Consider the following 23,679-nt stretch of genomic DNA (forward strand, 5'->3'; position numbering starts at 1 on the left):
GGGAGCCGCCCTGGACCGTACTGAGAAGGGGAGGCGCGTGGACGTCATTTTCGGCAACCTCGACCTGTGGGGAGAGGCGATCGGGAACACCCTGATCGTGTTCTTCATCGGCGGACTGATCGCGCTGGTGCTGGGCATCATCGTCGGCGCCATGCGGGTCTCGCCCGTGCCGATCGCACGCGCTGTGGGCACCGGGTATGTGAACATCATCCGCAACACCCCGCTGACCCTCGTCTTCTTCTTCTTCGTCTTCGGCTATCCCCAGCTCGGACTGCCCGACCTCTCGAACACCACGCTCGGCATCCTCGCCATCGGCATCTACACGGCCACCTACGTCGCCGAGGTGCTGCGCGCGGGCATCAACACCGTGCCGGTCGGCCAGGCGGAGGCGGCCCGTGCCATCGGCCTGCCGTTCGGGCAGGTCATGACCCTCGTCATCCTTCCGCAGGCATTCCGCTCGGTCGTACCGCCGATGATGAGCGTGTTCATCGCGCTGCTGAAGAACACCACCGTCGCAGCCGGCTTCTCGATCGCCGAGCTGGCCGCCCTGCGCGCGACCATCAACGACGCACCGGACCGCCCTGGCAACCCGATGGAGGTCCTGCTCTGGGTCGCCGTCGTGTTCGTCGTGCTCGTGCTGGCCCTCAGTGCCGTGCAGCAGCATCTCGAGAAGCGATGGAGGATCGCACGATGAGCTCCGTACTCTACGACGTGCCCGGCCCTCGGGCGATCGCTCGCAACCGCATCCTGGCCGTGCTCACGGTCGTGGTCGTGCTGGGCGTCATCGGCTTCATCCTCTACCGCATGGTGGTGATGGGGCAGTTCGCACCGCAGAAGTGGTACGTCTTCACGTTCAGCAACGTGTGGATGAGCATCTTCAAAGCGCTCGGTCAGACGCTCGGAGCCTTCGCGCTCGCCGCGGTGCTGAGCCTGGTGCTGGGTTTCGTCCTGGCCATCGGCCGGCTCTCGGAGCACGCCTGGGTCCGTGTGCCCGTGACGGTCATCACGGAGCTGTTCCGCGCGGTGCCGGTGCTGGTGTTCATGATGCTGCTGTATTACGGCCTTCCCGTCGTCGGCGTGAAGATGGACCCGTACTGGGCCGTCGTGCTCGCCCTCATGGTGTACAACGGATCGGTGCTCGCCGAGGTGCTGCGCGCCGGCATCGAGTCGCTCCCGCGTGGGCAGAAGGAGGCGGGGTACGCGATCGGTCTGCGCAAGTCCGGAGTGATGCAGCTGATCCTCCTGCCGCAGGCCATCCGCGCCATGCTCCCCGTGATCGTCGCGCAGCTCGTCGTGACGCTGAAGGACACCGCCCTCGGCTTCATCATCACCTACCCCGAGCTGCTGTACTACGCCAAGCTGCTCAGCTCGCAGCAGGGCCGTCCGATCCTGCAGTCCGCCTTCATCATCGGCGGCATCTACATCGTGCTCTGCCTGATCCTCTCCGGCATCGCGAAGTGGCTCGAGATCAAGACACGGCACTCGCCGAAGCTCAAGGGGTACACCCCGGATGCCGGCGGCGGCGATCCCCGCATGCACGATGGTTCGACGGTCACCGAGGTGATCGCCATGCAGCGCGGCAGCGGCAAGTTCGACCAGGGCAACGCGCCCGGCTTCTGATCCGCATCAAGCCCGGAGGGGGCGACGGGCCGGGGCATCCACAGGATGTCCCGGCCCGTCTGCGTCAGCTCGCGATGGTCAGTGCGCGATCACCGCGTCGTACAGGTCGCTGAAGCGCGCACGCAGGTCTTCGTAGTACGGCCGCTGGCCGGCATCCGGCTCCATCACGCTCGTCTCCGGGATCCTCGCCAGCGGATGGTCGGCCTGCAGCACCGAGAGGGCCAGGGCCGCCGCGCCGCGCATGGTCACGCGCTTTACCTCGACGACCTGCACCGGGAACCCCAGAGCCTGCGCGACGGGGCTCATGAAAGCGGGGTAGGCGCCGGTCACCCCACCGGACGCGATCACGCGGGTGATGTCGGGATTCACCTCGAGCAGCTGCTCGAACACCCGGGCGTACGAGACGGCGATGCCCTCGACGGCGCCGCGCCACAGCTCGCGGGGCCCGGATGCCGACGACACGTCCGCGAGCACGGCCCGCGCATCGCCCGCCCAGCCCGTGGCACGCTCACCGGTGAGGAAGGGCAGCACGAGCGGTGTCCCCTCGGCGGGCTCCGCACGCAGCAGCTCGTCGATCTCCTCGTAGGACAGCGGGGCCAGCGTGCTCTGCAGCCACAGGGTCACGCGCCCCACGTCGTTCAGGGCGCCGCCGACGATGGACTGGGAGCGGGAGACCCGATACGCCCAGAGCCCCTCGGGAAGCACCTCGGGGGTGCCGTCGACGATCACCCGGATCGCCCCGGAGGTCGCCGCCGACATCGCCGCAGTGGCGGGCTCGTCCGCCCCGACGCCGATGTTCGACGCGTACCCGTCGGGCACGGCCGGGAACCAGGCGGCACCCTCCAGAGCGGGCCAGCGGCGCGCCACCTCGGGGGAGACCTCGGTGATGGGGTCGGACGGGTCGACGATGGGCGCGAACCTGCTGCGATCGACGCCGACGGCCTCCAGCAGCTCGTCGTCCAGCTCGCAGGTGTGCCGGTTGAGGATGCCCGCCCATGCCATCGTGGACGTCGCGGCGCCCTCGATGCCCGCCAGCTTGGCGTAGACGTACTCTCCGAGCGAGAGGAACTTCGCCGTGCGGGCGAACTCGTCGGGGAACTCGTCCTGCAGCCACAGCATCCGAGGCGGGTGGTAGCTGGTGTGCAGTCGCGCGCCGATGCGCTGATGCACGGCCTTCTCATCCAGCTGTTCGCGCAGCTTCGCGAGGTGCGCGGACGAACGGGAATCGGCGTAGGTGAAGCACGGTGTGAGGGCGTCGCCGTCGGCATCCACGCACACCAGCGAGGAGGCGAACGTGTCCATCACCACGGCGCGCACCAAGCCCTGATCCATGCCCTCCAGAACGCCGTCGATGACTTCGGCGACCTCGTCGACGATCTGGTCGGCATCGACCTCCGCCGTTCCGTCGGCCGCCTCGGTGAACGCATGATCGGCTTTGATGAGGCGCTTCTTGATCGGTCGCGCGTACGCGTCGTACAGGCAGCCGCGGGTGGATCCCGAACCGATGTCGATCGCCAGCACATAAGGGGCCGGCGCGGATGTCAGCTGGATGCTCTCCGTCGTCGGGATCTGCGCATCGGTCATTCTGTCGTACCTCGTTCTGTGGGTCGGTGTCGTGGCCGATCCTACCGGCGAGTGTCGTGTGCGATGCGGTTCGAGTCCCCGGTGATCGGCCGTCGTGAGGAGCACGTCGCGCATGCGCTTCCGGATGCGGCATCGGTCCCTCACGGCATCGCCGCGGCCGCGGCGTGACCCGGCGCGGGGGCCACGTTCCCGCGCCGGTAGACTCGTCTCTCGTGTCAGACTCTCCCGAAACACCCCAGATCACCCCGGAGGCGGTGGAGTCCGCCGTCGACGCCGCGCTCGCGGCGATCGCCGCGGCATCCGATATCGCAGAGCTGAAGGCCGCCCGCGCCGCGCACGTCGCCGAGGGCTCTCCGCTGGCCGTGCTGAACGCCTCGATGCGTCAGGTCGCGCCCGAGCACAAGGCGGCATTCGGCAAGCTCGTCGGACAGGGCAGGGGCCGGGTCACGCAGGCGCTCGCCGCCAAGGAGGCCGAGCTCGCCGAGGCGGAGATCGCCGCTCGCCTCGAGGCCGAGCGCGTCGACATCACGGCTGTCGCGTCGCACGCGCGCGTCGGCTCCCGTCACCCGCTCACGCTGCTGCAGGAGCAGGTCTGCGACGTCTTCGTCGGGATGGGATGGGAGATCGCCGAGGGACCCGAGCTGGAGCACGAGTGGTTCAACTTCGACGCGTTGAACTTCGACGAGGACCACCCCGCCCGTCAGGAGCAGGACACCTTCTACGTCGACCCGGCGGCGCGCCACCTGGTGATGCGCACGCACACGAGCCCCGTCCAGGTGCGGTCGATGCTCGACCGCGACCTGCCGATCTACGTGCTGTGCCCTGGGCGCACCTATCGCACCGACGAGTTCGACGCGACCCACCTGCCGGTGTTCAGCCAGTTCGAGGGCCTGGTCATCGACAAGGGCATCACGATGGCGCACCTCAAGGGCACGCTCGACCACTTCGCGCGGCAGATGTTCGGGCCGGAGGCCAAGACGCGCCTGCGCACCAACTACTTCCCGTTCACCGAGCCGTCCGCGGAGCTCGACCTGTGGCACCCCACCTTCAAGGGCGGGGCGCGCTGGATCGAGTGGGGCGGCTGCGGGATGGTGAACCCGAACGTGCTGCGCGCCGCGGGCATCGACCCCGAGGAGTACAGCGGTTTCGCGTTCGGCATGGGCATCGAGCGGACCCTCATGTTCCGCAGCGATGTGAAGGACATGCGCGACATGGCCGAAGGCGATGTGCGCTTCAGCGAGCAGTTCGGGATGGTGGTGTGATGCGCGTTCCGCTTTCCTGGCTGCGCGAGTACGTCGAAGTCGCAGCGGATGCGACGCCGGAGGACGTGCTGGCGTCCTTCGTGTCGGTCGGCTTCGAAGAGGAGGACATCCACCGCTTCGCGATCTCCGGTCCCGTCGTCGTGGGGCAGGTGCTCGAGATCACGCCCGAGCCGCAGAAGAACGGCAAGACCATCAACTGGTGCCAGGTCGACGTCGGCCCTTCGACAGACTCAGGGACCGGTCGAGACGTCCGCGGCATCGTCTGCGGCGCGCACAACTTCGTCGTCGGCGACAAGGTCGTTGTCACCCTGCCCGGCGCCGTGCTGCCCGGCCCGTTCCCGATCGCCGCGCGCAAGACCTACGGTCACGTCTCCGACGGCATGATCGCCTCGGCCCGCGAGCTGGGCCTGGGCGACGAGCACGACGGCATCATCGTGCTGTCCACGCTGGGGCTGGACCCCGAGGTCGGCGCGGATGCGATCGCCCTGCTGCACCTGGATGACGTGGCCGTGGAGATCAACGTCACCCCGGACCGCGGCTACGCCTTCTCGCTGCGCGGCCTCGCCCGCGAGTACTCGCACGCCACCGGTGCGACCTTCCGCGACCCGGGCCTGCGCGACTTCGCCGAGCTGCAGCCCGGCTCCGGCTTCTCGATCACGGTCGATGACCGCAACCCGATCCGCGGCAACGTCGGCGCCCGCGAGTTCGTCGCCCGCGTCGTGCGCGGCGTGGACCCGTCCCGTCCGACCCCACCGTGGATGATCGCGCGTCTGGGGCTGGCCGGCATGCGCTCACTGGGTGTGCTCATCGACATCACCAACTACGTGATGCTGGAGCTCGGCAACCCGATCCACGGCTACGACCTCGACAAGCTGCAGGGCGGCATCGTCGTGCGCCGCGCGACCGAGGGCGAGCGGATGACCACGCTCGACGGCCACGAGCGCGCCCTGCACACCGAGGATCTGCTGATCACCGACGGCTCCGGCCCGATCGGTCTCGCCGGCGTCATGGGCGGCGGCACCACCGAGATGAGCGACAGCACCCGCAACGTGCTCATCGAGGCGGCCACGTTCGACCCGGTCACGATCGCCCGCACGGCTCGCCGGCACAAGCTGCCCAGCGAAGCCTCCAAGAGGTTCGAGCGCGGCGTCGACCCGCTGATCCCGTTCGTCGCGGCGCGCCGCGTCGCCGACCTGATGGTCGAGCTCGCCGGCGGCACGCTCACCGACGAGGGCGGGGCGCTGTTCGCCGAGGTCGACATCGCCGGCATCGACCTGCCGCGCGGGTTCACCCAAGGACTGATCGGCGTCGACTACACGGACGACGAGATCACGAGCGCCCTGGAGATGATCGGCGCCGAGGTCACCACCGTCTCCGAGGCCGGCTGGCACGTCATCCCGCCGAGCTGGCGCCCTGACCTGACGGACAAGTGGACGCTGGTGGAGGAGGTCGCCCGCATCCACGGGCTCGACCGCATCCCGTCCGTGCTGCCGACGCCGCCCTCCGGGCGCGGGTACACCGCTCTTCAGCAGGGACGCAAGCGGGTGGCGGACGCCCTGGCCGCGGCGGGCTTCGTCGAGACACCGGCGTTCCCCTTCACCACCGAGGAGCAGAACGACCTGCACGGCTCCGCCACGGGGGAGCACCTGCCCAGCATCCGGCTGGCGAACGCCCTCGACGGCCAGGCCCCGTTCCTGCGGCGGTCGCTGGTGCCCGGTCTGCTGCAGACCGCGCACCGCAACATCTCCCGCGGCCTGGTGGATCTGGCGATCTTCGAGACCGGCGCCGTCTTCACGCCCGAGGAGGGTGTCGTCTACGGCACGGACTTCATCCCGCCGCTGGCGCAGCGACCGAGCGCGGAGACGCTCGCCGCCCTGAACGGGGCCATCCCGCCGCAGCCGCGTCACGTGGCAGTGCTGCTGACCGGGAACATCACGCCGCGTCAGCCGGGTCACGCCGCCGAACCCGCGGGCCTCGGCGATGCGCTGGACGCCGTGCGCGTCATCGGCGTCGCGGCCGGTGTCGGCATCGACGTGGCGCAGACCCGCCGTGCCGCGCTGCATCCGGGTCGTGCCGGCGTCCTCAGCGTGAACGGCGAGGAGATCGGCTACGTCGGCGAGCTGCATCCGCGGGTCTCGGCGGATGCCGATCTGCCCGGGCGCGCCATCGTGCTGGAGCTCGACCTGGACCGCGTGCTCACGCTGGCGGGGGAGCGCGTGGTCGCGGCCTCGCTGTCGACCTTCCCCGCAGCCACCCAGGACGTGTCGCTGGTCGTGGACGTCGCGGTGCCGGCATCCGACGTGCGCACGACGCTCATCGAGGGCGCGGGCGAGCTCCTGGAATCCGCCACCCTGGTCGACGACTACCGCGGAACCGGCCTCGACGAGGGGCAGAAGAGCCTCACGTTCGCGCTGCGCTTCCGCGCCCCCGACCGCACCCTCACCGCGGCCGAGGCCACGGAGGCGAAGCTCGCAGGGGTCGCCGCGGCGGCGGAGCGGCACGGCGCGAGCATCCGCGACTGACCCCGCTCCTTCCGCGGCGTAGGCTCGTGCCCCATGCGGCCCGTCCGGCCGCGGAAGGAGAGGCGATGAGCGACTATCAGGTGACCGAGATCGGCGCGCTGCAGGACTGGCGGGCCTTTCACGGCGGCTTCGACGAGGCGCGCTCCCGCGACGGGCGGCGTGTGGTCGACCACGAGTTGACGATGCAGTACATCGGCATGACCGCCAACGCCCTCGTGCCCGGAGAGCAGGCCGGCTACTGGCACGTGCACGAGAAGATCGAGGAGCTGTACGTGTTCCTCGGCGGTCGCGGGCAGATGGGGCTCGACGACGACGTCGTGGAGGTCACGGAGGGCACGGTGGTCCGCGTCGGCCAGGGCGTCTGGCGCACGTGGCGCGCGCTGCCGGACAGCCCTGGTGAGCTTCGCTGGCTGTGCATCCGTGCGGGCGGCGAGTACCTGCCGCACCTGCCGGATGACAGCAGACGCGGACCGGATCGCCCGATGCCCTGGTGAGCTGCGCTTCGCTGTCGGCTGATTCGCTTCCGTCTGCTGCGGGATCGTGTTGGCATGGGCGACATGACTCATGTGCTGGTGCTCGGCGGAACAGGATGGCTCTCGGGACGGATCGCCGAGCGTTGGCGTGACGCCGGGGCGCAGGTCACGTGCGTGGCACGCGGAGGGCGCCCGGCGCCGGAGGGGACGGTCCTCGTGCGCGGGGACCGCGACCGAGGCGCCTACGACGCCCTGGACGGCCAGCACTGGGACGAGGTCGTGGACGTCTCGTCGCACGCGCGTCACGTCCGCGACGCCGTGCAGGCCCTCGGCGATCGAGCCGCGCACTGGACGTACGTGTCGTCGATGTCCGTCTACGACGAGGACGAGACCATCGGGCTGGACGAGACCGGCCGCCTGCTCGAACCCGCACAGGACGGCGACGAGTACGACTACGGACGCGAGAAGGTCGCCGCAGAGCAGGCGGTCGGCGCACTGGGCGATCGCGCCTTCATCGTCCGACCGGGGCTCATCACCGGTCCCGGCGACCCGAGCGACCGGTTCGGGTACTGGACGGCGGCGGCGGAGCGGGCCGGTTCCGGGCCGATCCTCGTCCCCGATCGCGGTGAGCGCTTCGTGCAGGTCATCGACGTCGACGACCTCGCCGAGTTCCTCGCCGTCGAGGGGCGGAGCGGCATCGTGAACGCCAACGGCGACGTGCATCCCTTCCGGGACCTGCTGGAGCGCGTCCGGGCTCTTGTCGGGCACTCCGGCGAGCTGGTCGAGGCGCCGGACGCCTGGCTCGAGCAGCACGGGGTGCAGTACTGGATGGGACCGCGCTCGCTCCCGCTGTGGCTGCCCGCCGACATGCCGGGATTCACCCGGCGCAGCAACGACGGCTACCGCGCGGCCGGGGGCGTGCTGCGACCGCTCGAGGAGACGATCCGCCGAGTGCTGGACGACGAGCGGGCGCGCGGTGTGGATCGCGAACGGCGCTCCGGGCTCGCGCGCAGCGAGGAGCTCGCTCTGATCGACGCATGGCGAACGGAGAGTGCGGAGGCTCGCTAGACTCGCAGCCAGTGACACGGGGTGCCGCATCCGCGGCTGAGAGCACACCCGTCGAACCTGATCTAGTTCGTACTAGCGAAGGGATGTCGCGATGAGCGATACGCCATGCCTGCCCACTGGAGGGCGCCCATCCACCGATGTCGCGGCGTCCGCCGCCGAGCTGCTGAGAGGGCTGCGCGCCGCGCCGCCGCTCACGCACTGCATCACCAACGCCGTGGTCACCGGATTCACCGCCAACGTGCTGCTCGCGCTGGGAGCGGCGCCGGCGATGGTCGACATCGTCGACGAGGCCGGCATGTTCGCCGGTGCGGCGTCGGGTCTGCTGATCAACCTCGGCACCCCGACCCCCGAACAGCGCGCGGCGAGCCGCGAGGCCGCAGCGGGGGCGGCCGCAGCAGGCACGCCCTGGGTGCTCGACCCCGTCGCGATCGGCGCGCTGCCGGTGCGCACAGGGCTCGCCGCTGAACTGGCCGCACGGCGTCCCACCGCGATCCGCGGCAACGCCTCGGAGATCCTCGCCCTCGCCGGTGCCGGCGCCGGCGGGCGGGGTGTGGATGCCACGGACACGCCGGATGCCGCCGGCGACGCCGCGCGCGCCCTCGCCGAGCGGTGGGGCAGCATCGTCGCGGTCTCCGGCGAGGTCGACCTGATCACCGACGGGCGACGGGTCATCCGCATCGCCAACGGCGACGCGCTGCTGACCCGGGTCACCGGCGGCGGCTGCGCACTCGGTGCGGTCATGGCCGCCTTCCTCGGCGCGGCCCGCGACAGCCGCACCGAGTCGCTCACCGCGGTGGCCTCGGCCAGCCTGGTGTACACCGTGGCCGCGGAACGCGCCGCGGCCACCGCGCACGGACCCGGCAGCTTCGCGGTCTCGCTGCTCGACGCACTCGCCGCCGTGAGCACCGACGACATCCTCGCCGCCGCCCGGATCGAGGTGATCGAACCGTGAGCCGGGACCTCTCGCTGCATCTCGTCACCGATGCGGCGCTGTGCGGCGATCGCGGGGTCATCGAGACGGTCCGCGCGGCGGTCGCGGGCGGCGTGACGGTCGTCCAGCTGCGCGACAAGCAGGCGACGCACGCCGAGACGGTCGACCTGCTCGTGCGGCTGTCGGAGGTCATCGACGGGCGGGCGCTGCTGGTGGTGAACGACCGGCTCCCGGCGGTGATCGACGCCCGTGCCCGGGGCGCCCGGGTCGACGGCGTGCACCTCGGACAGTCCGACGCGTCCGTCGAGGACGCCCGCGCGCTGCTCGGACCCGGCGCGCTCGTCGGCCTCACCGCCAACACCCCTGCCCACCTCGACGCCCTGCGGGCCCTGCCGGTCGGAACAGTGGACTACATCGGCGTCGGCGTCATCCGACCGACCTCGACGAAGCCCGATCACCCGCCGGCACTGGGCGTGGAAGGATTCCGTGCGCTCGCCGCAGCCAGCCCCGTGCCCGCGGTCGCCATCGGCGGGGTCGGCACGGACGACGTCCGCGCAATCCGCGACGCAGGCGCAGCAGGGGTCGCCGTCGTCTCGGCGCTGTGCGCGGCCGACGACCCGCGTGCGGCGGCGCGCGCCTTCCGCCGCGCGTGGCGCCGCGGCAGGCCACCGCGGGTGCTGAGCATCGCCGGCAGCGACCCGTCCGGCGGCGCGGGCATGCAGGCCGACCTGAAGTCCATCGCCGCGCACGGCGGGTACGGGATGGCGGTGATCACCGCGCTGACCGCGCAGAACACCCGCGGCGTGGACGCCGTGCACGTGCCGCCCGTGTCGTTCCTGCGCGCACAGCTGGACACCATCGCCTCCGACATCGAGATCGATGCGGTGAAGATCGGGATGCTGGCGGATGCCGGGATCATCCGCACCGTCCGCGACTGGATCCGCGCGCATCGGCCCGACACCGTCGTGCTGGACCCGGTGATGGTGGCCACCAGCGGCGACAGGCTGCTGGACCCGGCCGCGGAATCCGCCCTCCGGGAGCTCGCGTTCGACGTGGACCTGATCACTCCGAACCTCGGCGAGCTCGCCGTGCTCACCGGGAGAACGGTCCGCACGTGGGAGGAGGCGCTCGTCGCCGCGCAGGAGATCGCCGCGCAGACCGGGGCGCTCGTGCTGGCCAAGGGCGGTCATCTCGCGGGCGACGAGACCCCGGACGCGCTGGTCGGGACCGACGGGGTGATCGTCGAGTACAGCGGAAAGCGCATCGACACCACGAGCACCCACGGCACCGGATGCTCGCTCTCCTCCGCCCTCGCCACCGCGCACTCCCGCGGCATGCCATGGGAGTCGGCCCTGGAGCACTCGCGGGCCTGGCTGCGTGAATCGCTCGAGGCGGCCGACGTCCTCGACGTCGGCCGCGGTCACGGTCCCGTCAGCCACTTCGCCGGGCTGTGGAGGCGCGGCGGGCTCTCGACGCGTCCCCGGGCGGACGCCGTCCGCGAGAGCTGGTGGGGCGGCATCGCCGACATCCGCCGGGACATCGACGCCCTGCCGTTCATCCGCGAGCTCGCCGACGGCACTCTGCCTCGCGAGAGGTTCCTCCGCTATCTCGCGCAGGACGCCCTGTACCTGCGCGCGTACGCGCGCGTGCTCGCCGAGGCTGCGCGGCTCGCGCCCACCCCGCAGGAGCAGGCGTTCTGGGCGGCGTCCGCGCAGGGAGCCATCGAGGGGGAGCTCGTGCTGCACGCGTCGTGGCTCACACCGGACACAGGGGTCTCGTCCGCCACCTTCGCCGTCCCGCCGAGCGCCGCGACCTCCGCCTACCTCGATCATCTGCGTGCCGTGGCCTTCGACGGGGACTACGCGGTGCTGATCTCCGCACTGCTGCCGTGCTTCTGGCTGTACACCGACCTGGGCGTGCGTCTGCAGGCGGGGGAGTTCGGCGAACGGACGCGCGATCCGCAGCATCCGTACTCGTCGTGGCTGGCCACCTATGCCGATCCGGCTTTCGCCGCCGCGACGGAGCAGGCGATCGGGCATGTCACCCGTGCGGCGGCTCGAGCGGACGAGGAGCGGCGCCGGAGCATGCATCGGGCGTTCGCCACGTCGTCGGCGCACGAGCGGGCCTTCTTCGACGTGTGACGCGACTGCGGGCATGTGACGCCGCCGATTTGCGGAGGCGGCGGAATCGGCGCTACTGTCACGGCATGCCTTCGGTCGCCTCGCTCTCGCTCCTCTCGAGCGTCGCAGACGTGCGCCGACGCCGCCTCGGCCGCCGATTCTAGGCGACCCCGCGCAACTCGAGCCGTCGCGGTTCGAGGTCGAAGCCGGTGTCGCCGCCCCGGCCAGGCCCGTCATCGGGCGCACCTCGACCGTTAAGGTAGATCTATGACGTACTCCGTCGCCGTCTCCGGCGCATCCGGCTATGCGGGAGGCGAGATACTGCGGATTCTCGCAGCCCACCCCGACATCGAGATCCGCACGGTGACCGCGCACTCCAACGCCGGCCAGCCGCTGATCGACCACCAGCCGCATCTGCGCTCGCTGGCGCACCTCACCCTGCAGGACACCACCCCCGAGATCCTCGCCGGGCATGACATCGTCTTCCTCGCGCTGCCGCACGGCCAGTCCGGCCAGTACACGGACGCCCTCGGCGATGTGCCGCTGATCATCGACGCCGGAGCCGATCACCGACTCACCTCGCAGGCATCCTGGGACGCCTTCTACGGGGGAGCGTTCCACGAGCCGTGGGCGTACGGCGTGCCCGAACTGCCGGTGGCCGCGGTCTCCACGGGCGATGTCGCGAAGCAGCGGGAGGTGCTGCGGACCGCGACGCGCATCGCCGCCCCCGGCTGCAACGCCTCGACGGTGAGCCTCAGCCTCGCGCCGGGGGTCGCCGCGGGCGTGATCGATCCCTCCGACATCGTCAGCGTGCTCGCGGTGGGGCCCTCGGGGGCGGGGAAGAGCCTGAAGACCCACCTGCTCGGCTCCGAGATCCTGGGCACCGCCAACCCCTACGCGGTCGGTGGCACGCATCGGCACATCCCCGAGATCCGTCAGGCGCTGGCGGCCGCATCCGGCCCGGCATCAGGCTCCGGCGGCCAGGATCCGGAGAGCATCCGCATCTCCTTCACCCCGGTGATCGTGCCGATGGCGCGGGGCATCCTCGCGACCTCCACCGCGCCCATCGTTCCCGGCGCGACCGACGCGCAGATCCGGGACGCGTGGCAGAGCGCGTACGGCGACGAGACGTTCGTGCACCTGCTCCCCGAGGGCGGGTTCCCGCGCACCGCCGACGTGCTGGGGGCGAACACCGCGCTGATGGGCCTGGCGATCGACCGGGCGGCGAACCGCGTGGTCGTGGTGACCGCCGTCGACAATCTCGTCAAGGGGACCGCCGGCGCCGCCGTGCAGTCCATGAACCTCGCGCTGGGCCTTCCCGAGGACCGCGCCCTCACTGTGAACGGAGTGGCGCCGTGAGCGTGACCGCACCCCAGGGCTTCGAAGCATCCGGCGTCGCCGTCGGGCTCAAGAGCACCGGCCGACCCGACGTCGCCGTCGTCGTCAACCGCGGCCCGCGCAAGGTCGGCGCGGCCGTGTTCACGACGAACCGCGCCAAAGCCAACCCCATCCTGTGGTCGCAGCAGGCCATCGCCGACCGGACCGTCGAGGCCATCGTGCTGAACTCCGGCGGGGCCAACTGCTTCACCGGTGCCTTCGGCTTCCAGACCACCCACCTCACCGCGGAGCGGACCGCCGAGCTGCTCGACGTCAGCGCCGGCGACATCCTGGTGTGCTCGACCGGTCTGATCGGCACGGGCGACGAGGTCTTCCGCGGCAAGGTGCTCGACGGCGTCGAGCAGGGGATCGCCGCGCTCAGCACCGACGGTGGGCCCTCAGCCGCCGAGGCGATCATGACCACCGACACGGTCTCGAAGACCGCGGTGGTGGCCCGCGACGGCTGGACCATCGGCGGGATGGCGAAGGGCGCGGGCATGCTCGCGCCGGGACTGGCGACCATGCTGGTGGTGATCACCACGGATGCCGACCTGGAGGCGGCCGAGGCGGATGCCGCGCTGCGCCGGGCCACCAACGTGAGCTTCGACCGGCTGGATTCCGACGGCTGCATGTCGACCAACGACCAGGTCACGCTTCTGGCGAGCGGCGCCAGCGGCGTCCGCCCTGATCTCGACGATTTCACCGCCTCCCTCACCGAGCTCTGCGGCGAACTGGCGCGGAAGCTGCAGACGGACGCCGAGGGCGCCAGCCACGACATCACCATCGAGGTCAGGAACGCCGCCACCGAGGAGGAGGCCGTCGAGGTCGGCCGCTCCGTGGCCCGCAACAACCTCTTCAAGGCGGCGATCTTCGGCAACGACCCGAACTGGGGTCGGGTGCTCGCCGCCATCGGCACCACGAGTGCGCAGTTCGACCCCTACGACGTGGACGTGACGATGAACGGCGTGCGCGTCTGCACGGCCGGTGGCCCCGACCGCCCGCGCGAGGAGGTGGATCTCACGCCCCGCGCCATGCACCTCGAGATCGACCTGAAGGCCGGCCCGACCACGGCCACCATCCTCACCAACGACCTGACCCACGATTACGTGCACGAGAACAGCGCCTACGCCTCATGACAGATCTGCAGGACACCGCCCCCGAGGAGGCCGCCGTCAAGGCCGCCACCCTCATCGAGTCGCTGCCGTGGCTGAAGCGCTTCCGCGACCAGATCGTCGTGGTCAAGTACGGCGGCAACGCCATGGTCAGCGAAGAGCTGCAGGACGCGTTCGCGCAGGACATCGCCTACCTCCGCTATGTGGGGGTGCAGCCGGTGGTGGTGCACGGCGGGGGCCCGCAGATCTCGCAGATGCTGGACCGCCTGGCGATCCCCAGCGAGTTCAAGGGCGGCTACCGCGTCACCAACACCGAGGCGATCAGCGTGGTGCGGATGGTGCTCACCGGACACGTCAACCCCACACTCGTCGCGAAGATCAACTCGCACGGGCCGATCGCCACCGGGCTCAGCGGTGAGGACGCCGGTCTGTTCGGCGGACGTCGCCGCGGGGTGATCGTGGACGGCGAGGAGGTGGACCTCGGCCGCGTCGGCGACGTGGTGCAGGTCGATCCGACACCGGTCATCGACCATCTGGCCGCCGGTCGCATCCCGGTCGTCTCCTCCATCGCGCCCGACCTGGACCACCCCGGTCAGTCCCTCAACGTCAACGCCGACGCCGCGGCCGCCGCGCTCGCGACCGCGCTGGGCGCACGCAAGCTCGTCATCCTCACCGACGTCCCGGGACTGTACGCCGACTGGCCCAACCGCGAGTCGCTCGTCTCGCACATCACCACCGCAGCGCTCACCGAGCTGCTGCCGTCGCTGGAGTCCGGGATGATCCCGAAGATGCGCGCCTGTCTGGACGCCGTCGAGGGCGGAGTGGACGCCGCCGCGATCATCGACGGACGGGTGCCGCACTCGGTGCTCGTGGAACTGTTCACCAGCAAGGGAATCGGCACGGAAGTGGTCGCACAATGAACTGGAACGATGACGCCGCACGCGATCTGATGAGCCTGGGTGGGCGGCTCGCGCTGCTCACGCACGGCGAGGGGTCCTGGGTCTACGACGCGGATGAGAACCGCTATCTGGACTTCCTCGGCGGCATCGCCGTGAACTGCCTGGGTCACGCGCATCCCGTGTTCGTGGAGGCTGTCACGCGTCAGGCCGCGACCCTCGCACACGTGTCGAACTACTTCGCCACCCCGGGGCAGCTCGAGCTCGCCGCGCGCCTGAAGCGACTGGCCGGCACGGGGGAGCAGGGACGGGTGTTCCTGGCGAACTCGGGCACCGAGGCCAACGAGATGGCGATCAAGCTGGCACGTCTGCACGGCGCGCCGTCCGGCCGCACGACGATCCTCGTCCTGGAGGGCGCCTTCCACGGCCGCACCATGGGCACGCTGTCGCTGACGCCGAAGGCCATGTACCGCGATCCGTTCCTGCCCGCCGTGCCCGATGTGGTCACCGTGCAGCACTCGCTCGAGAGCCTCGAAGCGGCTTTCGCCGCGGGCGGCGTGGCCGCGATGATCGTCGAGCCGATCCAGGGCGAGGCGGGAGTCGTCGAGCTGCCCGAGGGCTTCCTCGCCCGCGCCCGCGCGCTCGCCACCGCTCACGACGCGCTGCTCATCCTCGATGAGGTGCAGACCGGTTCCGGACGCACCGGGGAGTGGTTCGCGTTCCAGCGGGAGGGGATCGTGCCGGATGCCATCACCCTGGCCAAGAGCATCGGCGCCGGCTTCCCGCTCGGTGCGCTGATCACCTTCGGCGCCGCCAGTGACCTGTTCTACCCGGGAACCCACAACTCCACGTTCGGCGGCAACCCGCTGGCCAGCGCGGTCGCCAACGCCGTCCTCGGACACATCGAGGACGAGAACCTGCTCGAGAACGTGACGGCCAGAGGAGCCCAGCTCCGCGCGGGCGTCGCGGGACTGCCGCTGGTCGAGGGCACGAGCGGAGTCGGACTGCTCATCGGCATCCGTCTGTCCGCACCGGTCGCCGGGGAGGTGCGCGAAGCCGCCCACGCGCGGGGCCTCATCATCAACGCGCCGACCGCCGATGTCATCCGCATCGCACCCGCCTTCACCATCGGCGACGCCGAGGTGGCCGAGTTCCTCACGATCTTCCGCGCGGCACTGGACACGGTCGCATCCGCACACGACACTCTGGAGACCCCCGCATGACCCGTCACCTGCTTCGCGACGACGACCTGACCCCCGCCGAGCAGAAAGAGGTGCTCGATCTCGCCGTCGAGCTGAAGAAGGACCGCTGGGCCAGCAAGGCGCTGGAGGGGCCGCAGACCGTCGCGGTGATCTTCGACAAGTCGTCCACGCGCACCCGCGTCTCCTTCGCCGTGGGCATCGCGGATCTCGGGGGCTCGCCGCTGATCATCTCGACCGCCAGCAGTCAGCTCGGCGGCAAGGAGACCCCCGCCGACACCGCCCGCGTGCTCGAGCGCCAGGTCGCGGCGATCGTCTGGCGCACCTACGCCCAGTCGGGCCTGGAGGAGATGGCGCGGGGAACCCGCGTGCCGGTCGTCAACGCGCTCTCCGACGATTTCCATCCCTGTCAGCTGCTGGCCGATCTGCTGACGATCCGCGAGCACAAGGGGGAGTTGAAGGGACTCACGCTGACCTTCTTCGGTGACGGACGCAGCAACATGGCCCACTCCTACCTGCTGGCCGGGGTCACCGCCGGAATGCACGTGCGCATCACGTCCCCGGAGGCCTACGCGCCGCGTGCGGATGTCGTCGTGGCCGCCGAGAAGCGCGCCGCCGAGACGGGCGGTTCCGTCACTCTGCTCACCGACCCCCGGGAGGCGGCGCTCGGCGCGGATGTGGTCGTCACCGACACCTGGGTGTCGATGGGCAAGGAGGAGGAGAAGATCGAGCGCCTGCGCGACCTCGGCGGGTACAAGGTGACCCACGAGATCATGGCGCTGGCCGACCCCGAGTCGATCTTCATCCACTGCCTGCCCGCCGACCGCGGCTACGAAGTCGACTCCGAGGTCATCGACGGCCCGCAGAGCGTCGTCTGGGACGAGGCCGAGAACCGGCTGCACGCGCAGAAGGCGCTCCTGGTCTGGCTGCTGGGCAAGCAGAGCGAGCGGAGCGGGACGAAGTGAGCGGCGCGCACGGTACGAATGACGGCGCACTCTGGGGCGCTCGCTTCGCCGGCGGGCCGTCGCCGGAGCTCGCCGAGCTGAGCCGCTCCACGCATTTCGACTGGATCCTCGCCCCCTATGACATCGCCGGTTCCCACGCGCACGCCAAGGCCCTGGAAGCGGCGGGCTACCTGAACGCCGATGAGGCGCGCATCATGCACGCCGGCCTCGATGCGCTCGCCGCCCGGATCGCCGACGGCACGCTGCTGCCCGATCCGGGCGACGAGGATGTGCACGGCGCGCTGGAGAAGGCGCTGATCGCCGAGATCGGCCCCGAGGTGGGCGGCCGGCTGCGGGCGGGTCGCAGCCGCAACGACCAGATCGCGACCCTGGTGCGGATGTACCTGATCGACCACGCCCGGGTCATCGCCCGTGACCTGCTGCGCGTCATCGACGCGCTCGTCGCGCAGGCCGAAGCGCACCCCGATGCCATCCTGCCCGGACGCACGCACCTGCAGCACGCGCAGCCCGTGCTGCTCGCGCATCACCTGCAGGCGCACGCGTGGCCGCTGGTGCGCGAGCTGGAGCGCCTGGTCGACTGGCGTCGTCGCGCCGGCTTCTCGCCCTACGGCGGGGGAGCGCTCGCCGGGTCCACGCTCGGTCTCGATCCCGCGCTGGTCGCACGGGAACTGGGCCTGGACCGCCCGGCGGAGAACTCCCTCGACGGCACGGCCGCGCGCGACGTGGTCGCCGAGTTCGCGTTCATCGCCGCCATGACCGGCATCGACCTGTCCCGGTTGAGCGAGGAGATCATCCTCTGGAACACGCGCGAGTTCGGCTTCGTCACCCTCGACGACTCGTACTCGACGGGTTCGAGCATCATGCCTCAGAAGAAGAACCCCGACATCGCCGAGCTCGCCCGAGGCAAGTCCGGTCGCCTGATCGGCAACCTGACGGGCCTGTTGGCGACGCTCAAGGCTCTGCCGCTGGCATACAACCGCGATCTGCAGGAGGACAAGGAACCCGTCTTCGACTCCGTGCAGACCTTGGAGGTGGTGCTGCCGGCGTTCGCGGGCATGATCGCGACGCTGCGCTTCGACACCGACCGCATGGCGGGTCTCGCCCCCCAGGGGTTCTCGCTCGCGACCGACGTCGCCGAGTGGCTCGTGAAGCGGCGGATCCCGTTCCGCGACGCCCACGAGATCTCCGGAGCGCTGGTGCGCGCCTGCGAGGAGCGCGGCATCGGACTGGAGGATGCCGACGATGATCTGCTGCGTTCGGTCTCGGAGCATCTGACGCCGGAGGTGCGCGAGGTGCTCTCGATCGAGGGATCGGTGGCGTCGCGTGAGGGTGCCGGTGGCACCGCACCGGTGCGCGTGGCAGAGCAGCGGGCCGAGCTCGTCGCGCGCGCTCAGGCGGCTGCGCACGCGCTGGGCCTGTAGGAGGGCCCCGACGCCTCGCTGATAATCCCAGTACATCAGAATATTCCTTATGAATCTGGATTATCAGTGATACGCTGATGCAATGACCATCGCTGTGACAGCCGACATCATCGGCTCCCGTCAGCTCTCCGACAGGGCCGCCGCCCAGCGCGCCTTCGACGCGGCGATCGCCCGCGTCGAGAAGGATCTGCCGGTAGCGGTGCGCGGGCTCCGGCCGACCGTCGGAGATGAGCAGCAGGCGGTCTATCCGACGCTCGAGGCCGCGATCGCCTCCGTGCTGCTGCTGCGACTGGCACTCCCCGACGGTGTGGAGTTCCGCTACGGCATCGGGATCGGCGAGGTCGGCGTCGTCCCCTCGTCAGCGGCGGCAGCAGGCATCCCCGACGGACCCGGCTGGTGGGCGGCTCGCAACGCCATCGACCAGGTGCAGACGCTGCAGAAGCGCACGGCGCCGCAGGCGCGCAGCTGGGTCGTCGCTCACGAGACGGCGAAGGAGGTGCCGCCGGATGCCGTGCGCTGGATCAACGCGTACCTGCTGGCACGGGACGAACTCGTCGGCGCGATGAGCGAGCGCACCCGCCGGCTCACCTACGGGCGCTGCCTCTCCAGGACCCAGGCGGAGCTCGCCGCGGAGGAGGGCATCACCCAGTCCGCGGTCTCGCAGGCGCTGTCCTCCTCAGGCGCGGGGAGCATCGTCGAGGGCTATCGACTGCTCGGGCCGCGCTGAGCCGCCGGGCCGGCACTCAGACCAGGACGGCCGGTTCTCAGACCAGGACGAGCCGGTTCTCAGACCAGGACGAGCCGGATGACCGTGCCGATGGAGCCGGCCCAGAGCAGACTGGCGAGCGTGCCGATGATGAACCGCTCCCGCGCCTCCGACTCGGCCAGCTCCGGGAAGCGGCCGATGCCCTTCACCGCGATGATCGCGGCGATGGCCTCCGGGAAGCCGACGGCGATCGCGATGACCGTGCAGATGCGCTCCAGATAGCCGATCACCGTGCCGCCGCGCATCAGCGTCCGCGTGTGCGCGGGGTCGGCATCGTGCGCGGCGATGATCAGGATGCCGCCGTCCTCGGTCTCCCGCACGCGCTTGCCGGTGGCGATGTCGAGCGCCCTGCGCGTGAACGGGTTGCCGCCGATGGTCGCCGCCGCGAACCCCAGCACCGTCAGCGGGATGCCGAACACGGGTGCAGCCGAGGGCGGCAGCACGATCACGAGGGCCACGGCGGCGGCGACCAGCACTCCGGCCGTGGCCATCACCGCCGTGCTGGGCGTCCGCACGCTCAGCAGCGACAGCGCCAGCACCGCGACCAGCGCCACGATGATCGCGATGGACAGGACCGCGGAGAGCAACGGATCGACGAGCGCCATGCCGCCAGCTTGGCACGAGCGTCCGACGTCACGACGGCACGGAGGCCGCGATCCGCGCTGATAACCTGGAGCGCGTGTCGAATACCGCTCTGACGACAGCTCCGCAGGCGATCGATCCCACGTTCGAGAACGTCTGGGATGAGATCGTCTGGCGCGGGCTCGTCCACGTGTCCACCGACCAGGAGGCGCTGCGCGCCCTTCTTTCCAGGGACCCCATCACGTACTACTGCGGCTTCGACCCGACCGCGCCCAGCCTGCACCTCGGAAACCTCGTACAGCTGCTGCTGCTGCGTCGCCTCCAGCTCGCCGGACACCGCCCGCTCGGGCTGGTGGGCGGGTCGACCGGACTGATCGGCGACCCTCGGCCCACCGCCGAGCGCACCCTGAACACGCCCGAGACCGTGGGGGAGTGGGTCGATCGGCTGCGCGCGCAGGTCGAGCGGTACCTCAGCTTCGATGGCGACAACGCCGCCCGCATCGTGAACAATCTCGACTGGACGGCGCCGATGTCGGCGATCGACTTCCTGCGCGAGATCGGCAAGCACTACCGCGTGGGCACGATGCTGAAGAAGGATGCCGTCGCCGCGCGTCTGAACTCGGATGCCGGCATCAGCTACACCGAGTTCAGCTACCAGATCCTGCAGGGGATGGACTTCCTGGAGCTGCACCGGCAGTACGGCTGCGTGCTGCAGACCGGTGGCAGCGATCAGTGGGGCAACCTCACCAGCGGCACCGACCTCATCCACCGCGTCGAGGGCGTCTCCGCACACGCGATCGGCACCCCGCTGATCACCAACAGCGACGGCACCAAGTTCGGCAAGAGCGAGGGCAATGCGATCTGGCTGGATGCCGAGATGTGCAGTCCGTACCGGATGTACCAGTTCTGGCTCTCGACCGCCGATGACGACGTCATCCAGCGGCTGAAGATCTTCACGTTCCTCACCCGCGCCGAGATCGAGGAGTACGCGGCGCTGGTGGAGTCGGAGCCCTTCCGGCGCGCCGCGCAGAAGCGCCTCGCTCTCGAGGTGGTGGCGACTGTTCACGGCATCGATGCCACGCAGGCCGTGATCGCCGCGTCCGAGGCGCTGTTCGGTCAGGGAGACCTGTCCGCACTCGACGCCGCGACACTGCGCACCGCGCTGGAGGAGCTGCCGAACACGACGGTCGCCGCCGGCACGCCGGTCGTGGACGCACTGGTCGCGACCGGGCTGGTGTCCAGCGTCTCGGAAGCGCGACGCGCCATCAGCCAGGGCGGTGTCAGCCTCGACGGCGAGCGCGTGAGCGACGACGCGGCCGCGGTGCAGGGCACCCTGCCCGGCGGTGTCTCCGTGCTGCGTCGCGGCAAGAAGACGCTGGCCGGCGTCTTCCTCGCCTGACCTCGCGGGCAGCGGATGCCGTTCACACCCAGCCATGCCGTCGTGGCGCTGCCGTTCGTGCGCACCCCGCTGGTGCCGGCGGCCGTCGCGATCGGAGCGATGACACCTGACCTGCCCCTGTTCGTACGGGGCGCCGGCTTGTCGTACGCATTCACCCACCAGGCGGTCAACATCCTCTGGACGGCGCTGATCGCCTTCGCGCTGCTGCTGGTGTGGCGCGTGGTGCTACGCCCCGCGTTCGTCTCGTTGGCGCCCGATGCCCTGGCAGCGCGTCTGCCGGAGGAATGGCTGACCACAGGTCGGACTGCGGTGCTCGGCCTCGTCGTTCCCCGCCGGCGGCCCGGCGACCCGCTGCTGCTGGCGACGTCATTGCTGATCGGCGTGGCCTCGCACATCGCCTGGGACCTGTTCACGCACGAGGGGCGGTGGGGTGTGGACGCCGTGCCTCTGCTGCAGCAGGATTGGGGACCGCTGTCCGGATACAAGTGGCTGCAGCACGGCTCGAGCGCGATCGGGCTGCTGATCCTCGCCGTCTACGCCCTGCTCTGGGTGCGTCGGCGCCAGGTCGTGCACCGACGACGGTCGCTTCCGGTCTGGGCGCGGTGGGCCTGGTATCTCAGCCTGCCGGTCTTCCTGATCTCCGGGTGGCTGTGGGGACTGGCGGTGCTCGGACCGCTGACCGACGAGTTCACGCTGCAGCACCTGGCGTATCGGGTCCTGCCGCCGGCATCCGGGCTCTGGGGCGGGATGACCGTCCTGCTGTGCGTGGCGATCGTGATCTGGCCCGGTCGCCGAGCGGACTGATCGCCCCCGCGGACTGATCGCCCCGTACCTGATCGCCCGGACGCGATCACCCGTACGCGATCACCACCATGCCGCGGCGTCCGCTCCCCAGGGGCGCGGTGCCGCGAACCGTTCGGGTGCGCCGGGCCAGGTGACGGCCGGCACGACGGTGGTCACCTGCTGCCCGGCGACGTCGAAGGTCTGGGTGCGCGGGTGTTCCTGCGCCGTCTGCGTCGGTTCCGAACGGGGCATGCCGAGCAGTTCGGCGGCGACGCGCCGCAACGATGTGCGCACGTACCACGCACCGCCGTGATCGCTGCGCCGGCGCACTGCCACCGCGATGCCCGCTGCGAGGAGATAGCCGGCGGAGTGATCCAGAGCCTGAGCGGGCAGGGCGCCGGGACTGGTGCCGTCGGCGGACTCGATCCACGAGATCCCGCAGTCCGCCTGCACGATGCTGTCGAAGCCGCGCGGGGAGTCCGGCCCCGGCCAGGCGCTGAGCTGGGCGATGACGAGATGCGGATGCCGGTCCGCCAACTCTCGGGGGTCGAGGCCGAGCCTGCGCAGGCCGCTGCGCCGGTAGCCGAGCACGAGCACGTCGGCGTCGGCGAGGAGCCGGTCGAACCGGCGGGGTTCCGCCGCGATGTCGAGCAGTGCCGTCCGCTTGCCGTGCCCGGTGTCCAGATGCTGCAGCGGGATCTCGGCGTTCCCGGGCGGGTCGATGCGCAGCACGTCGGCGCCGGCGAGGGCGAGGGTGCGCGTCGCGACGGGGCCGGCGAGGACCCGTGTGAGGTCGAGGACCCGTATGCCCGCGAGGGGAAGCGCGGCGTCTCCGGTGAGGGGGCGACGGGGGCCGTCGCGCAAGGGGGTGAGGGCGATCAGCGGATGCCGCCGGAGCACCTCGTCCGCGTGCGGGTCCTCCGGCCGCACGACGACACCGATCCCCGCCGCCGCGGTGATGGCGGACGCCGCCTGCGTAGCCGTCATCGCCTGGAGCACGGCGGCGAGGTCATCCGGACCGGCGTCATCGGCGAGCCCCAGCGAGCCGTGCAGCGCCGCCGCGTGATGCGGGTAGTTCGCATGGGTGCGGATCCAGCCGTCGGCCGTGCGCCAGAACCCCGAGAGCGGAGACCACACCTCGGGCGATCGGCCGTCGATCCGCAGGTGGCGGTCGCTGCGGTAGGCCGCGGCCACCAGTCCCGGTTCCGGGGAAGACGGCGGACCCGACGCGAGAGCCGCACCGGCCATCGCCGCACTCGACCAGGCCAGCTCACCGACGGACAGTCGGGACGGTAGCGGTGCAGGGGAGGGAGTCACCGCGTCGAAGCGACGCGCGTCGAGCCCGAGCTCGCGGGTGAGCCGCCCGAGAAGCCCGGAATCACGGGCGTGCGCACTGTCTGGCATGGGGAGACACTACGCCGCGAAGCTCGCGTCCGCCGCCCTGCAACGGGCGCGACACGCCCGGGATGCCGCACGGATTTGCCCGATGCGCGGAGCCCACGTAAATTATTACTTGTTCGCCCCAAGCGGTTGAGCGGAAGGCCTGAAGGGCCTGGCTCCCCTCCAAGAGGCGGACGAGACCCCCATCTTCCTCCGACG

20 protein-coding genes and 1 riboswitch are annotated in these 23,679 nt (G+C 70.7%); of the genes, 17 read left to right on the forward strand and 3 right to left on the reverse strand.

Going from position 1 to position 23,679, the window contains the following annotated elements:
* Positions 1–37: 37 nt before the first annotated feature.
* Both ACFQY2_RS10215 and ACFQY2_RS10220 read left to right on the forward strand, forming a co-directional pair.
* Entirely contained in the window at positions 38–694 is a 657-nt protein-coding gene (locus ACFQY2_RS10215) for an amino acid ABC transporter permease (protein WP_378745670.1), read from the forward strand.
* Entirely contained in the window at positions 691–1,620 is a 930-nt protein-coding gene (locus ACFQY2_RS10220) for an amino acid ABC transporter permease (protein WP_378745671.1), read from the forward strand. Before ACFQY2_RS10215 ends, ACFQY2_RS10220 begins: the two co-directional genes overlap by 4 nt.
* A 78-nt stretch (positions 1,621–1,698) precedes the next feature.
* On the opposite strand, the gene ACFQY2_RS10225 is transcribed toward ACFQY2_RS10220, so the two are convergent.
* On the reverse strand, positions 1,699–3,204 hold the full coding sequence (locus tag ACFQY2_RS10225; protein ID WP_378745672.1) for a gluconokinase: 1,506 nt from the start codon (positions 3,202–3,204) through the stop codon (positions 1,699–1,701).
* Between the two features lie 212 nt (positions 3,205–3,416).
* On the opposite strand from ACFQY2_RS10225, the gene pheS reads away from it, so the two are divergent.
* From pheS to ACFQY2_RS10290, 13 genes are all read left to right on the forward strand, one after another.
* Positions 3,417–4,466, forward strand: coding sequence for a phenylalanine--tRNA ligase subunit alpha (pheS, locus tag ACFQY2_RS10230; protein WP_378745673.1), 1,050 nt, complete (start codon positions 3,417–3,419; stop codon positions 4,464–4,466).
* Positions 4,466–6,988, forward strand: a complete 2,523-nt coding sequence (gene pheT / locus ACFQY2_RS10235; RefSeq protein ID WP_378745674.1) for a phenylalanine--tRNA ligase subunit beta — start codon at positions 4,466–4,468, stop codon at positions 6,986–6,988. The genes pheS and pheT overlap by 1 nt, the downstream gene beginning before the upstream one ends.
* A 65-nt stretch (positions 6,989–7,053) precedes the next feature.
* Positions 7,054–7,482 carry a cupin domain-containing protein gene (locus ACFQY2_RS10240; RefSeq protein WP_378745675.1) on the forward strand — a complete coding sequence of 143 codons (429 nt, stop codon included), beginning with the start codon at positions 7,054–7,056 and terminating at the stop codon, positions 7,480–7,482.
* Positions 7,483–7,536: 54 nt separating this feature from the next.
* Positions 7,537–8,529: an NAD-dependent epimerase/dehydratase family protein gene (locus ACFQY2_RS10245; protein WP_378745676.1), complete on the forward strand. Its 993-nt coding sequence runs from the start codon at positions 7,537–7,539 to the stop codon at positions 8,527–8,529.
* A 7-nt stretch (positions 8,530–8,536) separates the two neighbouring features.
* A riboswitch (TPP riboswitch) is annotated at positions 8,537–8,630 on the forward strand.
* Positions 8,621–9,481, forward strand: a complete 861-nt coding sequence (gene thiM, locus ACFQY2_RS10250; protein WP_378745677.1) for a hydroxyethylthiazole kinase — start codon at positions 8,621–8,623, stop codon at positions 9,479–9,481. It overlaps the preceding riboswitch by 10 nt.
* A complete protein-coding gene (locus tag ACFQY2_RS10255) occupies positions 9,478–11,601 on the forward strand; it encodes a bifunctional hydroxymethylpyrimidine kinase/phosphomethylpyrimidine kinase (protein ID WP_378745678.1) in 2,124 nt (707 codons plus the stop codon). The genes thiM and ACFQY2_RS10255 overlap by 4 nt, the downstream gene beginning before the upstream one ends.
* A gap of 246 nt (positions 11,602–11,847) precedes the next feature.
* On the forward strand, positions 11,848–12,939 hold the full coding sequence (gene argC / locus ACFQY2_RS10260; protein WP_378745679.1) for an N-acetyl-gamma-glutamyl-phosphate reductase: 1,092 nt from the start codon (positions 11,848–11,850) through the stop codon (positions 12,937–12,939).
* Entirely contained in the window at positions 12,936–14,093 is a 1,158-nt protein-coding gene (gene argJ / locus ACFQY2_RS10265) for a bifunctional glutamate N-acetyltransferase/amino-acid acetyltransferase ArgJ (RefSeq protein ID WP_378745680.1), read from the forward strand. The genes argC and argJ overlap by 4 nt, the downstream gene beginning before the upstream one ends.
* Positions 14,090–14,989 carry an acetylglutamate kinase gene (gene argB, locus ACFQY2_RS10270; RefSeq protein WP_378745682.1) on the forward strand — a complete coding sequence of 300 codons (900 nt, stop codon included), beginning with the start codon at positions 14,090–14,092 and terminating at the stop codon, positions 14,987–14,989. Before argJ ends, argB begins: the two co-directional genes overlap by 4 nt.
* Positions 14,986–16,188, forward strand: coding sequence for an acetylornithine transaminase (locus ACFQY2_RS10275; protein ID WP_378745683.1), 1,203 nt, complete (start codon positions 14,986–14,988; stop codon positions 16,186–16,188). Before argB ends, ACFQY2_RS10275 begins: the two co-directional genes overlap by 4 nt.
* Positions 16,185–17,129 carry an ornithine carbamoyltransferase gene (gene argF / locus ACFQY2_RS10280; protein ID WP_378745684.1) on the forward strand — a complete coding sequence of 315 codons (945 nt, stop codon included), beginning with the start codon at positions 16,185–16,187 and terminating at the stop codon, positions 17,127–17,129. The genes ACFQY2_RS10275 and argF overlap by 4 nt, the downstream gene beginning before the upstream one ends.
* Entirely contained in the window at positions 17,126–18,550 is a 1,425-nt protein-coding gene (gene argH / locus ACFQY2_RS10285; RefSeq protein WP_378745685.1) for an argininosuccinate lyase, read from the forward strand. Before argF ends, argH begins: the two co-directional genes overlap by 4 nt.
* A gap of 82 nt (positions 18,551–18,632) precedes the next feature.
* Positions 18,633–19,277 (forward strand): SatD family protein, encoded by a 645-nt coding sequence (locus tag ACFQY2_RS10290; protein ID WP_378745686.1) that lies wholly within the window; start codon positions 18,633–18,635, stop codon positions 19,275–19,277.
* A gap of 59 nt (positions 19,278–19,336) precedes the next feature.
* On the opposite strand, the gene ACFQY2_RS10295 is transcribed toward ACFQY2_RS10290, so the two are convergent.
* Positions 19,337–19,921 carry a hypothetical protein gene (locus tag ACFQY2_RS10295; protein WP_378745687.1) on the reverse strand — a complete coding sequence of 195 codons (585 nt, stop codon included), beginning with the start codon at positions 19,919–19,921 and terminating at the stop codon, positions 19,337–19,339.
* 74 nt (positions 19,922–19,995) lie between these two features.
* Between ACFQY2_RS10295 and tyrS the strand changes: the two genes are divergently transcribed.
* Positions 19,996–21,297 carry a tyrosine--tRNA ligase gene (gene tyrS / locus ACFQY2_RS10300; RefSeq protein ID WP_378745688.1) on the forward strand — a complete coding sequence of 434 codons (1,302 nt, stop codon included), beginning with the start codon at positions 19,996–19,998 and terminating at the stop codon, positions 21,295–21,297.
* Between the two features lie 15 nt (positions 21,298–21,312).
* A complete protein-coding gene (locus ACFQY2_RS10305; protein ID WP_378745690.1) occupies positions 21,313–22,101 on the forward strand; it encodes a DUF4184 family protein in 789 nt (262 codons plus the stop codon).
* 60 nt (positions 22,102–22,161) lie between these two features.
* On the opposite strand, the gene ACFQY2_RS10310 is transcribed toward ACFQY2_RS10305, so the two are convergent.
* Positions 22,162–23,484: a CoA transferase gene (locus tag ACFQY2_RS10310; RefSeq protein WP_378745691.1), complete on the reverse strand. Its 1,323-nt coding sequence runs from the start codon at positions 23,482–23,484 to the stop codon at positions 22,162–22,164.
* Positions 23,485–23,679: the final 195 nt, after the last annotated feature.

The sequence above is a fragment of the Microbacterium sp. GCM10027623 genome (genome assembly GCF_042666935.1).
Classification (GTDB): domain Bacteria; phylum Actinomycetota; class Actinomycetes; order Actinomycetales; family Microbacteriaceae; genus Microbacterium.

What these genes read in the sequence shown, in the direction of transcription:
- ACFQY2_RS10290 (WP_378745686.1), top strand. Translation starts at nt 18,633, where the DNA reads ATGACCATCGCTGTGACAGCCGACATCATCGGCTCCCGTCAGCTCTCC.
- argB (WP_378745682.1), top strand. Translation starts at nt 14,090, where the DNA reads ATGACAGATCTGCAGGACACCGCCCCCGAGGAGGCCGCCGTCAAGGCC.
- ACFQY2_RS10240 (WP_378745675.1), top strand. Translation starts at nt 7,054, where the DNA reads ATGAGCGACTATCAGGTGACCGAGATCGGCGCGCTGCAGGACTGGCGG.
- ACFQY2_RS10295 (WP_378745687.1), bottom strand. Translation starts at nt 19,921, where the DNA reads ATGGCGCTCGTCGATCCGTTGCTCTCCGCGGTCCTGTCCATCGCGATC.
- ACFQY2_RS10220 (WP_378745671.1), top strand. Translation starts at nt 691, where the DNA reads ATGAGCTCCGTACTCTACGACGTGCCCGGCCCTCGGGCGATCGCTCGC.
- ACFQY2_RS10225 (WP_378745672.1), bottom strand. Translation starts at nt 3,204, where the DNA reads ATGACCGATGCGCAGATCCCGACGACGGAGAGCATCCAGCTGACATCC.
- argC (WP_378745679.1), top strand. Translation starts at nt 11,848, where the DNA reads ATGACGTACTCCGTCGCCGTCTCCGGCGCATCCGGCTATGCGGGAGGC.
- ACFQY2_RS10275 (WP_378745683.1), top strand. Translation starts at nt 14,986, where the DNA reads ATGAACTGGAACGATGACGCCGCACGCGATCTGATGAGCCTGGGTGGG.
- argF (WP_378745684.1), top strand. Translation starts at nt 16,185, where the DNA reads ATGACCCGTCACCTGCTTCGCGACGACGACCTGACCCCCGCCGAGCAG.
- thiM (WP_378745677.1), top strand. Translation starts at nt 8,621, where the DNA reads ATGAGCGATACGCCATGCCTGCCCACTGGAGGGCGCCCATCCACCGAT.
- ACFQY2_RS10305 (WP_378745690.1), top strand. Translation starts at nt 21,313, where the DNA reads ATGCCGTTCACACCCAGCCATGCCGTCGTGGCGCTGCCGTTCGTGCGC.
- pheT (WP_378745674.1), top strand. Translation starts at nt 4,466, where the DNA reads ATGCGCGTTCCGCTTTCCTGGCTGCGCGAGTACGTCGAAGTCGCAGCG.
- ACFQY2_RS10245 (WP_378745676.1), top strand. Translation starts at nt 7,537, where the DNA reads ATGGGCGACATGACTCATGTGCTGGTGCTCGGCGGAACAGGATGGCTC.
- ACFQY2_RS10310 (WP_378745691.1), bottom strand. Translation starts at nt 23,484, where the DNA reads ATGCCAGACAGTGCGCACGCCCGTGATTCCGGGCTTCTCGGGCGGCTC.